The following is an 11,995-nucleotide window of genomic DNA, read 5'->3' on the forward strand; positions in this document are numbered from 1 at the left end:
AAGCTCACCCCGCCGTGGCACGCCCACCACATCGGTGACCTCCTGGAGAACCGTGCGGAGGTGCGGGAGATCCCCGCCCTGGGTCACATGGGTCCCCTGGAGGCCCCGGACGCCCTCGCCGCGATCGTCGACAAGCTCGCCGTCGAGCTCCCCCCGCCCCGCTGAGGCTTCGGCCTGTCCGCCCCCTCAGGCGGGGTCGCGCGTCAGGGTGGGGATCACGTGTTCGGACACCTCGGAGTGCACCTGGTGCAGGCGGGCCTGGACGGCACGACGGAGTTTGGCCAGACACTCGACCAGGGTGATGTCGTCGCCGACCATGCCGCCCTTGGCCACCACCGGGGTTCCATCGAGCGGTCCCCCACTGAGGTGACCGTGGATCGCCAGGGGCACCACCTCGCCACCGACGTCGAAGGCGTGCACGTCCAGCTCGTCCAGGACACTGGCGACCAGGTCGCCTCCGGTCAGGTAGAGGCCGCTGGGCAGGGCGTGGGGACCCACCCTGTCGGCGAGTTCGTTGACCACGTCGGAGACCAGACCCGCGAGCCGACCGGGCAGTTCGGCGCGGGCCTGGGGTGGCAGCTCCCGAACCCCCTCGGAGCCGGTGACCAGCCGCAGCACGCAGAGCTCGGGGAAGCCCGAGGACGACAGGTGTTCGGTGAGCTCCTCCGCGACCGTGTCGGCGTGGTCGCCCTCGGGGTCGCTGAGCCGCACGGCGTCGACGTCGACGAAGCGCACCGCCCCGGTACGAGCCACGGTGGCCAGCTGGCGCCGGGTGAGCTCGGTGGTGCTGCCGGCCACCGCCAGCATGGGGCCGCGCGAGCCGGCCTGGCCGCGCAGTCGCAGGGCGTAGGCGAGCAGCGCTCCGGTGGGTCCGGGGTCGACGGCCACCCAGACCGTGCCATCGGAGTGATGCGCCGAAGCCGCGGCCTCGGCGATGTCGGTCAGGTGCTGTTCGGTGGAGGCGTCGCAGACCACGACCGGTTCGTCGCCGGCGAGGAGTTCGGCGGTGAGCATCTCCTGGGTGATCCGCCGGATCGGCACGTGCCGGACGGGCAGGTCGGTCTGGGCGCCCAGGATGTCGGCGACCACGCTGGTGCGCATCGGGAAGAGCGGATCCCTGGCCAGGTCGGTGTGTTCCAACGGGAGGCCGTTGACGAGCTGCACTCCGTCCTCGGTGATGCGACCGGAACCGGGGAAGGCGGGGGTGAACAGTACTCGCACGCGGGTCCCCGAGGGCACGCGTTCGCGAACGGCGTCGTAGGCGGCCTCGACCTCGGCGCCGATGTTGCCGCGCAGGGTGGTATCGGTGCGCTTGACCACGAGCCCGACCGGCCACACCGCCTCGATGACGTCGGTGACCAGGTCGGCAGCCTGTTCGGCCGGGACGTGGCGGCTGTCCAGGTTGGCCACGACCACGTCGTAGTCGCCGGCGACCCTGCTGACGTGTTCGGGGGTCACCGTGGCCACCCGCATGCCGGTGCGGGCGAACCGCGCCCCGGTGGCGTTGGCACCGGTGAGGTCGTCGGCGACCACGAGTACCTGGGCCACGGGTGTCTCCTTCGGATGCGTGAAGCCTGGACCTTCCTCCTTCCAACATAGAGCCAAGCGGGGGTGCGGAGAGCATTGTCCACAGGGTGACCGGCGGCGAATCCACCGGTGGCGGTCACCGCTCGTCCGCCCCTGGTCGGGATTCGATCGGCCCCGGTCGGCCCTGGGACAACTCCACCACCGTGCGGGTCCGTGCGCTGTGGCGGGCCGCCTCGATGACCTCCAGTCCGTGGATCACCTCGTGCGGGGCCACCGGAAGTGGTTCGCCCTCGCCGACCGCGTCACGCACCCCGGCGTAGAACTCCTGGTAGGCGCCTCGCTCACTGAGAACCGGCCGCGACCCACCGTCGACGCCGAGCGTCCCCCACTCGCTCTCGGGGACCACGCCCCAGTCAGGGGCCGTGGGGCTCTCCCCCGCGACGAGACGGGCCTCTTGGCCGTCCAGGCCGTGGGAGACGTAGCCGCCCCGGTCGCCCAGCACCCGGAAACGGGGGCCGTTCCGCGCGCTCAGGGCGCTCATCCACAGGTGGGATCGGGTGCCTCGGGTGTGCTCCAGTGCGAGGAACACGTCGTCGTCGGCGTTCACCCCCTCGCGCAGGGCGTCCACCTCGGCGTAGACCGAGGCGACGGGGCCGAACAGGTTGACGGCCTGGTCGATCAGGTGCGGCCCCAGGTCGTACAGGAGCCCGGCGCCGTTCTCGACGCTTCCGCTCTCGCGCCACGTCCCCTTGGCCTCGGGGCGCCAGCGTTCGAAACGGGACTCGAAGCGGTGGACCCTGCCCAGGGCACCCTCTTCGATGATCCCCCACAGGGTGAGGAAGTCCGCGTCCCAGCGGCGGTTCTGGTAGACGGTGAGCACTTGGTCGAGGTCGGTGGCCAGGTCGGTGAGGTCGCGGGCCTCCTTGGCTGTGAGCGCGAACGGTTTGTCCACGACCACCGCGAGTCCGGCCTCCATGGCCGCGCGGGCCAGCGGCGCATGGGTCTCGTTGGGGGTGCTCACGACGGCGATCTCGTAGCGTTCGGCGTCGGCCCACAGGTCCTCGACGGAGGGGTACACGGCCACATCGGGATAGCGTTCGCGCGCGGCGGCCTGCCGGGCGGGCGACCCGGTGACCACCGCGGACAGCCGCAGGCCGGGGACGGCGTCGATGAGGGGTGCGTGGAAGACCTCTCCGCCCTTGCCGTAGCCGATGAGGGCGACGTGCAGTTCGGGTCCGTCGTGCTCGGGGATGCCCTGACCAGGGCTGGTGGGTGCGTCGACCATGCCACCAATGTACTTTTCCCGCCGGTCCGCCTCCGACCCGCCCGCCACACGTAGGTCGGAACGATGAACCCCTTGTACACAAAAAACCAACGCAAGATTTCGGATTGTTACGCAAGATTTTGCGCGAAGTCTGGACATCGGGTCGAAATCCTACTTACATCGGTACACGCATGACCCGGATCACAAGCGCCGTACAGCGTGAGTACGTGCCGAAGGAGCCCCCCTTGCCCAGAAGCGGCTACCGCCCCCTGCTCCCCGTGGCCGCGGCCACGGGGGCCCTCGTCCTGTTGGTCTCCGGCTGTGACTACCTCAGTGGAGGTGGCGGCGGCACCGCCGACACCTCCGACATCGACTGCTCCCCCTACGAACGGTGGGAGGACACCGGTGGCACCGTCTCCGTCTACGCCTCCATCCGTGACGAGGAGGGCGAGCGGCTGGAAGAGTCCTGGGCCGACTTCGCCGCCTGCGCCGGGATCACCGTCCAGTACGAGGGCAGCGGTGAGTTCGAGGCCCAGTTGCCCATCCGTCTGGACGGCGGCAACGCTCCCGACCTGGCCTTCATCCCACAGCCCGGCCTCCTGGAGCGCTCCGTCGAGGACGGCCACGCGGTTCCGGTCGCCGACGGCGTCCGCGAGAACATCGAGGCCGGTTGGAGCGAGGACTGGCAGGGCTACGCCACCGTCGACGACGAGCTCTACGGTTCTCCGCTCGGCGCCAACATGAAGTCCATGGTCTGGTACTCCCCCGCCTTCTTCGACGAGAACGGCTACGAGGTCCCCCAGACCTGGGACGACATGATCGCGCTCAGCGAGGAGATCGCCGCCGACGGGACAAAGCCCTGGTGCGCCGGTTTCGAATCCGGTGACGGCACCGGCTGGCCCGGCACCGACTGGATCGAGAACACGCTGCTGCGCACCTCGGGCACCGACGTCTACCACGACTGGATCTCCAACGACGTCGCCTTCGACTCCCCCGAGGTCGTCGAGGCCTTCGACCTGGCCGAGGGCGTCCTGCGCAACGAGGACTTCGTCAACGGCCCGTTCGGCGGCGTGGACAGTATCGCCGTCACCTCCTTCCAGGAGGCCGGCCTGCCCCTGCTCGACGGTGGCTGCGCCATGTACCTCATGGGCTCCTTCTACGCCGCCCAGTTCGAGGAGGACGTGAACATCGGCGAGGACGGCGACGTCTACGGCTTCGTGCTCCCGGGCATGGAGGCCGACGGCGAGGTGCCGATCATGGGCGGTGGTGAGTTCACCGTGGCCTACGACGACCGCCCCGAGGTCACCGCCATGCACGAGTACCTGTCCTCCGTCGAGTTCGCCGACAAGCGCGCCTCCCTCGGTTCGTGGGTCTCCGCCCACCAGGACCTGGACCGGTCGCAGCTGCCCGACCCGACCGATCAGTTCACCGCCGAGGTCCTGAGCGACCCCGACACCGTCTTCCACTTCGACGCCAGCGACACCATGCCCTCCTCCATCGGCACCGACGTCTTCTGGACCGCGATGATCGACTGGGTGACCGGCTCCGACACCGAGGACGTCCTCGAAACCGTCGAATCCGCCTGGTAACCCGGCCCCCGGCCCGCCGGGGCGGAGCGTGCGCACACGCGCGCCTTCGCCCCGGCCACCCCTCCCAAGGAACCACCCATGGAGTTCTCGCTCCTGTCCGAGCTGCCCAAGCTCGTGTGGATGCTCATCGGGATCGTCGCGTTCCTCGCGGTCATCGGCCTGATGCTGATCCTCATCGACGTCCCCCGTACCCGCCGGGACCGTTGGCAGGCCTTCCTCTTCCTCGCCCCCGCACTGATCCTGTTGGTCGGCGGGCTGGTCTACCCTGTCCTGCGCACCACCTGGCTGTCCTTCTTCGACCGCACGGGCACCGAGTTCGTCGGTCTCGCCAACTACCTGTGGATGTTCCAGCGCCCGGAGATCCTCCTGGTTCTGCGCAACACCCTGCTGTGGGTGCTGTTCGCACCGGTCCTGGCCACGGCGATCGGGCTGCTGTACGCGGTGCTCATCGACAGGTCCCGATTCGAGTCGATCGCCAAGTCGCTGGTGTTCATGCCCATGGCGATCTCGTTCGTGGGCGCCGGCATCATCTGGCGGTTCGTCTTCGCCTATCGCCCGGCCGACCAGGAACAGTACGGCCTGTTCAACCAGATCGTGGTCTGGTTCGGCGGTGAACCCAGACTGTGGCTGCTCGACCAACCCCTCAACACCTTCCTGCTCATCATGGTGCTCATCTGGGTCCAGGCCGGGTTCGCGATGGTGGTGATGTCCGCGGCGATCAAGGCCATCCCCGCCGAGATCGTGGAGGCCGCCCGGATCGACGGGGCCGGCCCCTGGCAACTGTTCACCCGGATCACCCTCCCCTCGGTGTGGCCGACGCTGCTGGTCGTCATCATCACCATCACTGTGCAGACCCTGAAGGTCTTCGACATCGTCCGCACCATGACCGCCGGCAACTACGGCACCAGCGTGATCGCCAACGAGATGTACAGCCAGGCCTTCCAACAGGGGCAGGTCGGTCAGGGCTCGGCCCTGGCCGTGATCCTGTTCGTCCTGGTCATCCCGCTGGTCATAACGCAGATCCGGCGTACGCGCAAGACGAGGGAGCAGCTGTGAGCCGCCCGATCCCCACGGGCGGGGAGACCGCCCGCACCGTCCCGGACGTGCGCGCCGGCGCCGCCGCCCGAGTACGCCGACGGTTGAGCGGCGGTGCGGCGAGCCTGATCGCCCTGGTCATCGCGGTGGTGTGGACACTGCCGACCGCGGGGCTGTTCGTCTCGTCGTTCCGCCCGGCCGAACAGATCCGCACCACCGGCTGGTGGACGTTCTTCGCCGACCCGAGGATCACCCTCGACAACTACCGGGACGTGCTGTTCGGCAGTGCCGGTGACGGTCGCCTGGCGTCCTACTTCGTCAACTCGCTCGCCATCACCCTGCCGGCCACGATCTTCGTGCTGGGCGTGGCGGCCCTGGCGGCGTACGCGCTGGCGTGGATCGACTTCCGAGGCCGGGACTGGCTGTTCCTGGGCATCTTCGCGCTCCAGATCGTCCCATTGCAGATGTCCCTGGTGCCGTTGCTGCGCTTCTTCTCCCAGGGCGTGACCATCGCCGGGGTGCGGGTGCTGCCCGCCTGGGAACTGGGCGGGGCCATGGACTTCACCAACGTGTGGGTGGCGCACACCATCTTCGGGCTGCCGCTGGGCATCTTCCTGCTGCACAACTTCATCTCGCAGCTGCCGAGGTCGCTCTTCGAGGCGGCGCGCGTGGACGGCGCCGGGCACGGCAGGATCTTCGCCCGGATCGTGCTACCGCTGATCGCACCCGCCCTGGTGTCCCTGGGCATCTTCCAGTTCCTGTGGGTGTGGAACGACCTTCTGGTCGCGCTGATCTTCACCGGCGGCGACATCTCCACCGCGCCCTTGACGGTACGGCTGGCCGAACTGGCCGGAACCCGAGGAGAGGCCTGGCACCGGCTCACCGCGGGCGCGTTCGTGTCCATGATCATCCCACTGCTGGTGTTCTTCCTGCTCCAGCGGTACTTCGTGCGGGGCCTGCTCGCCGGCAGCGTCAAGGGCTGAGGGGGTCTCAGCCCGCGCGCAGAGCCGTGCGGGCGGCCTCCAGCGTGGTGGTGCGGTAGGCGGCGCCGAACAGGCACAGGTGCACCAGCAAAGGGTGCAACTGATGCAGCGCCACCCTGCCGCGCCACCCGGCGGACAGCGGCGCCACCTCGTTGTAGGCGTCCCGCACCCGGTCCAGGTAGGGCAATCCGAACAGGGACAGCATGGCCAGGTCGGCCTCACGGTGACCGCCGTGCGCGGCCGGGTCGATGAGCACCGCGTCCCGTTCGCGCCAGAGCACGTTGCCGTTCCACAGGTCGCCGTGGACGCGCGCGGGCGGTTCGACCCCGCCCGCCAACCGCGCCACCGCGTCCACGACCCGCTCCACCTCACGGGCGTCTCCCGGGGTGAGCGAGCCCTGGTCCCGGGCCTGACGCAGGTAGGGGCGCAGCCGCTGTTCGGCGTAGAAGGTGGGCCAGTCGTGGCTCGGGGTGTTGTCGAGCGGCAGCGGTCCGATGAAACCGGGCCATTGCGCGCCGAACGCGTCCGCGCCGGTCAGGTGGGTACCCGCGAGCTGACGGCCGAGCCGTTCGGCGGCGCCCGGCGAGGGCTCGTCCTCCGCCACCCATGGCAGCACCAACAGGTGTTCGTCCCACCCCTGCGGAGTGATCACCGGGGAGCCGAAGCATCGTCCCAGCCACTCCAGGCCGCGGGCCTCGGCGGTCAGCACGCCCATGGCGGGCGAACCTCGCGTCAGGGACTTGACGAACAGACGGGTTCCGTCACCCAACTCCGCGTAGGACAGGGTCCAGTCGTGGCTGGTGCCCGCCTTGGCGGCGCGTCGCACCTCTCGGCCCAGCAGCGCCGAGATCCGGTCGGCGAGCGTGCCGGTCAACGGGTCGCGGCGGGGGCCCTGTGGCCCCCGCGGCCCGTCCGGCCCGTGTCCTCCGGCGCCGGGGCCTCTTCCCCCGGTGCCGCGCAGGTGCGCGATCGGCTCGCCCTCCACCGTCTCAGTCCCGCAACCGGGTGACGAGTTCGTTGGTCAGGCCCTTGGCGGCGGCCTCCACCATGTTCAGGACCGCGGTGAAGCCGTCGTCTCCCCCGTAGTAGGGGTCGGGCACCTCGGGGTTGGGCCCGACGCCCGGGGCGAAGGAGCGGAACAGTCGGAGCCGGGAGATGTCGAACCCGAACTCCTCTCCCCGCTCGTCCACGACCCGGCGCAGGTCGTCGAAGTTGTCCAGGTCCATGACCAGGATCAGGTCCCGGTCGGCCAGGTCCGAGGACTCGAACTGGCGGGCGGTGTGGTCGGTCAGGTACCCGTGCACGCGCAGGGTGGACGCGGCGCGGGGATCCATCCCACCGCCCACGTGCCAATCGCCCGTGCCGGAGCTGTCGACCCGCACGAGGTCGCTCGTCCCGGCACGTTCGAGGTCCGCGGTGAGCACCTTCTCCGCCATCGGCGATCGGCAGATGTTTCCCAGGCACACCACGCTGACGCGGTAGGGACCGGCGGGGTCACGCGGTTCCGGCAGACTCATGTCTCTTACCGTAACGAAGATCCGCCGCGCCCACCCGTTCTGGCACGGTGCGGGTGAGCCCCACCGCCGATTTCCCCGCCGCTTCGGCTCCCGTCAGCTCTTCGGCAGGCGCACCACGGTCACGAAGAAGTCGTCGATCTGCCGCACCACGCGGATGAACTGTTCGAAGTCCACCGGCTTGGGCACGTAGGCGTTGGCGTGCAGGCGGTAGCTGCGCAGCACGTCCTCCTCGGCCTCGGAGGTGGTGAGCACGACCACGGGGATGTGGGCCAGGTCGTCGTCGCTCTTGACCTCCTCCAGGACCTCCCGGCCGTCCTTTCGGGGCAGGTTGAGGTCGAGGAGGATCAGGTGGGGGCGCGGCGCGTCGGCGAACTCGCCCTCACGACGCAGGAAGCGGAGCGCCTCGACGCCGTCCGAGACCACGTGCAGGCGGTTGCCCAACTTGTGTTCCTCGAACGCCTCCTTGGTCATCAGGACGTCACCGGGATCGTCCTCGACCAGCAACACCTCGATGGGATGCACCAACATGACCTCGCTCAAGCTTCCAGACCCCTATACGGGCCCCGACCGGTGACCGGGCGGTGCCGTACCGCCGGTGTCCTCTGAGGGCGGGGGACCGTCCCCCTCCGGTTCGTCGACCGGGGGTTCGGTCTCCGACTCGGTGACACCGGACTCTCGTGTGGTGGTCGGCGCCTCGTCCGCGGGGGCGGACTCGACGGCCTCGATGCCCTCGACGCCGTTAACGGCCTCGGTGGCCGGTTCGGTTCCCTCGTCGGTCTCCGACGCGGTGACCTGCTCGGCCTCCGCCTCGGTGTCGACGGGCAGAGTCCAGCATATGCGGGTTCCGGTCCGGTCGGAGTCCGCCTCGTCCGTGGTTTCGGACCCCTCGGGATTGTGCACGTTCACCGAACTCGTGTCCAACCACATACGACCACCGTGGAACTCGATGATCTTCTTGCACATGGCCAGGCCGATCCCGGTACCGGTGTACTTGTCCCGTGTGTGCAGGCGCTGGAAGATGACGAAGATGCGTTCGGCGTACTGGGGTTCGATGCCGATGCCGTTGTCGGAGCAGGAGAACACCCATTCGTCGCCCTCGCGTTCCACCTCCAGGCGCACCTCGGGCGCCTCCTCGCCGCGGAACTTGATCGCGTTGCCCACGAGGTTGAAGAAGACCTGGGTGAGCAGGGTGCGATCGCCCTGGACACTGGGCAACGGATCGCCGGTGACGACGGCGTCCGTGTCCTCCAGGCTCCTCTCCAGACTGCTGAGGGCGTCCTCCAGGGCCGTGTTCAGGTCCACGGTCGCGAAGTTCTTGGTGCGCCCCACCCGGGAGAAGGCCAACAGGTCGTTGATGAGGGTCTGCATGCGCTTGGCGCCCTCGACCGCGAAGTCGATGTAGGAGTCGGCGCGCTCGTCCAGCTGACCGTGGTAGCGGCGCTGGAGGAGTTGGCAGAAACTGGCCACCTTGCGCAACGGTTCCTGGAGGTCGTGCGAGGCGACGTAGGCGAACTGCTCCAACTCCAGGTTGGACCGGCGCAGTTCCTCGGTCTGGTGTTCCAGGAGACTGGACTGCTCCTGGAGCTTGCGTCGGGCGGAGGCGACCTCGTCCAGGTCCTGCACGATGCGTTCGCGCATGGCGTCCACGTCGTGGCCTAGCTGAACGATCTCCGGCGGCCCGTGCAGGACGATGCGGTGGGCGTAGTAACCCTCGGACACCTGACGCATGTGCCCGGCCAGGTCCTCCATGGGACGCAGCACCCATTGCTGGAGCATCACCCACAGGAACACCGACATGAACACCACGACCAGGCCGACGAGCACGAGCAGCGCCACGACCTGCTGGGTGGCCAGGGTGAGGCCGCTCTGGGCCTCGGCGATCTCGTTCTCCAGGTGGTTGGTGGTGGCGTCGGCGGCCCGGTTGAGCTCCAGGAAGAGGACGCGTCCGCGCTGGAGGTCCTCCTGCGTGGGCGCCTCGCCCGCGCGCACCTTCTCCGACACCGGTTCGGCGAAGTCCTCGCTCCACACGTCACCGGCCTCGATGAGTTCCTCGACCTTGGGCGCGACGTCCTCGTTCTCCTCGGCCAGCATGCTGAGGGCGTTGCGGTACTCGGCCAGCGACATGCGCTGCTCGGTGTAGGGCTGGAGGAAGTCCCGGTCCCCGGTGAGGATGTAGCCCCGCAGGGCGTGGTCCTGGCTGAGGTAGGCCGATCGGGTCTGCTCGACGGTGCTCAGCCCGGGGGTGAGCGACTCCACCTGAAGGGTCAGGGAGTCGCGGGCCTGGAAGGCGGCGAGGGTGATCACCGACACGGCCACCACCAGGACGACGGCGACGACCGTCAGCAGGCTGGTGACCCGACGGCGCAGACTCCAGGAGTGGCGGGCGGGGTACATGTCCCGGGTCAGTGCGCCGATGGCGGGCGAGGAGGTCGCGGTGGACACGTGCTCGTCCCGTTCCCGCCCGGGCCCCTCCTCCCCACCGTTCTCGGAGCCGGTCGAGGGATCGGTGTCCATGGTGCGGTCTTCCTCCCCGGTGGGGCTCAAGCGGGTTCTCCGTGGCTGATGAGCAACATCGCCACGTCGTCCTGGAGCGGTCCACCGTTACTGCGCTCCGCCTCGTCCACGAGGTGTTCGGGCAGGTTGTTCAGGGCCACGCCCTGGCTCAGCACCCCGTTGACCAGGTTGCGCAGACCGGCGACCTCCAGGCGCATGGGCGGCCCGCCGTCGTAGGCGTCGACCAGGCCGTCGGTGTAGAACAGCAGGCTGGTCCCGCGTGGCAGGAGGATCTCGGTGGACTCCTCCTGGTCGACGGGGAAGACACCCAGCGGCGGCTGTGGCGGGGCCTGGATCTCCTCGGCGACGTGGTCGACGACGAGCAGCGGCGGAGGGTGACCCAGGCTGCGGATGCGGGCGCGCTCGCTACCGGTGTCGAGGCTGGCCATGCACAGCGTCGCGTACATCTCCTCCTGCGCGCGCTCGCTGACCAGGAGCCGTTCGAGGTTGGGCAGGATCAGCTCCTCGGGGACACCGCTCATCACGAAGGCGCGCCAGGCGATGCGCAGGCTGACGCCGAGTGCGGCCTCGTCGGGCCCGTGCCCGCTGACGTCGCCGATGATGACGTGCGTGGTGCCGTCCTTCTCCACGGCGTCGTAGAAGTCGCCGCCGACCAGGGCGCGCTTGCGGCCGGGCCGGTAGTAGGCACGGTGGCTCAGGGGCGAGCGCTCCAGCAGGACCTGGGGCAGCAGACCGCGTTCCAGACGCATGTTCTCGCGTGCGCTCAGTCGGGCCTCGCGCAGCTGGCGGGCGTTCTCGTCGGCGCGGCGCCGCTCCAGTGAGTAGCGCAGGCTGCGTGCGAGTAGGGACCCGTCGACCTGGCCCTTGACCAGGTAGTCCTGGGCGCCGGCGGAGACCGCGGCGATGCCCTCGTGCTCGTCGTCGAGTCCGGTGAAGACGACGACGGCGGCGGCGGGTGCGCCGTCGAGGACCTCGCGCAGCAGGTCGAGCCCCTGCGCGTCGGGAAGGTTGAGGTCCAACAGGACGCAGCCGCGGAAGCCCTTGAGGTGCTCACGGGCGGCCTTGAGGGTGGACACCCAGGTGATGCGGGTGGTGAGCACTGTGTCCGCGAGGAGTTCCTCGGCGAGAAACGCGTCGCCGGGGTCGTCTTCGATCAGCAGGACGTCAACCGATTCGACGGTAGCCTCCACCCGGTCGGTCAGGATGGTGTCGTCGACCAGGGAGGCGCCGCCGTCCCCGGTAGCGCCTCGTGCGGCCTCGGCCGCTCCGTCACCGATCACCTCGATGGGATCGTGCCCTGTTCTCCTGGTATCCACTCATCGCCTCATGGTTCACGGTCCGTGGGACGCGCCGGCACGCCACCGACCCGGGGTGGGCGCCTCGCCCCCGCGCGGTTCGGACCGCACGACACCCAAACGATAAACGCCCCACCGACCACTTGACCAGGCGAGGAGACGAGAGACATATGACTCGGCCGAAGAACCCCGGTCACGCCTGTGACTCAGAACACCTGGAGCGGGCCCTTCGTCCATATTTTTACGACAGAGTGTCGTATTCTTCTTGACA

11 protein-coding genes are annotated in these 11,995 nt (G+C 69.2%); 4 read left to right on the forward strand and 7 right to left on the reverse strand.

Annotation, left to right across the window (positions count from 1 at the left end):
- A partial coding sequence (locus ACWGKS_RS25655) for an alpha/beta fold hydrolase (RefSeq protein ID WP_452524318.1) occupies positions 1-165 on the forward strand: 165 nt, incomplete at its 5' end.
- Between the two features lie 21 nt (positions 166-186).
- Here ACWGKS_RS25655 and ACWGKS_RS25660 read toward each other — a convergent pair.
- A complete protein-coding gene (locus tag ACWGKS_RS25660; RefSeq protein ID WP_358504451.1) occupies positions 187-1,548 on the reverse strand; it encodes a four-carbon acid sugar kinase family protein in 1,362 nt (453 codons plus the stop codon).
- 115 nt (positions 1,549-1,663) lie between these two features.
- Positions 1,664-2,812 carry a Gfo/Idh/MocA family oxidoreductase gene (locus tag ACWGKS_RS25665; protein ID WP_358504454.1) on the reverse strand — a complete coding sequence of 383 codons (1,149 nt, stop codon included), beginning with the start codon at positions 2,810-2,812 and terminating at the stop codon, positions 1,664-1,666.
- A gap of 224 nt (positions 2,813-3,036) precedes the next feature.
- Between ACWGKS_RS25665 and ACWGKS_RS25670 the strand changes: the two genes are divergently transcribed.
- From ACWGKS_RS25670 to ACWGKS_RS25680, 3 genes are all read left to right on the forward strand, one after another.
- Positions 3,037-4,380, forward strand: a complete 1,344-nt coding sequence (locus tag ACWGKS_RS25670) for an ABC transporter substrate-binding protein (protein WP_358504457.1) — start codon at positions 3,037-3,039, stop codon at positions 4,378-4,380.
- Between the two features lie 78 nt (positions 4,381-4,458).
- Entirely contained in the window at positions 4,459-5,436 is a 978-nt protein-coding gene (locus tag ACWGKS_RS25675) for a carbohydrate ABC transporter permease (protein ID WP_358504460.1), read from the forward strand.
- Positions 5,433-6,398 carry a carbohydrate ABC transporter permease gene (locus ACWGKS_RS25680; RefSeq protein WP_452524294.1) on the forward strand — a complete coding sequence of 322 codons (966 nt, stop codon included), beginning with the start codon at positions 5,433-5,435 and terminating at the stop codon, positions 6,396-6,398. Before ACWGKS_RS25675 ends, ACWGKS_RS25680 begins: the two co-directional genes overlap by 4 nt.
- A 7-nt stretch (positions 6,399-6,405) precedes the next feature.
- Here ACWGKS_RS25680 and ACWGKS_RS25685 read toward each other — a convergent pair whose 3' ends face one another.
- The 5 genes from ACWGKS_RS25685 to ACWGKS_RS25705 form a co-directional block, all read right to left on the reverse strand.
- On the reverse strand, positions 6,406-7,383 hold the full coding sequence (locus ACWGKS_RS25685; protein ID WP_452524296.1) for a fructosamine kinase family protein: 978 nt from the start codon (positions 7,381-7,383) through the stop codon (positions 6,406-6,408).
- Positions 7,384-7,387: 4 nt separating this feature from the next.
- The gene (locus ACWGKS_RS25690) at positions 7,388-7,915 is read right to left on the reverse strand and encodes a low molecular weight protein-tyrosine-phosphatase (RefSeq protein WP_358504463.1); all 528 of its coding nucleotides are present in this window, start codon (positions 7,913-7,915) and stop codon (positions 7,388-7,390) included.
- Positions 7,916-8,008: 93 nt separating this feature from the next.
- Entirely contained in the window at positions 8,009-8,443 is a 435-nt protein-coding gene (locus ACWGKS_RS25695; RefSeq protein WP_026117172.1) for a response regulator, read from the reverse strand.
- Between the two features lie 24 nt (positions 8,444-8,467).
- The gene (locus tag ACWGKS_RS25700) at positions 8,468-10,309 is read right to left on the reverse strand and encodes an ATP-binding protein (RefSeq protein WP_452524320.1); all 1,842 of its coding nucleotides are present in this window, start codon (positions 10,307-10,309) and stop codon (positions 8,468-8,470) included.
- A 146-nt stretch (positions 10,310-10,455) separates the two neighbouring features.
- Positions 10,456-11,715 (reverse strand): PP2C family protein-serine/threonine phosphatase, encoded by a 1,260-nt coding sequence (locus tag ACWGKS_RS25705; RefSeq protein ID WP_358504566.1) that lies wholly within the window; start codon positions 11,713-11,715, stop codon positions 10,456-10,458.
- Positions 11,716-11,995: the final 280 nt, after the last annotated feature.

The organism is Nocardiopsis sp. NPDC055879 (assembly GCF_053615935.1).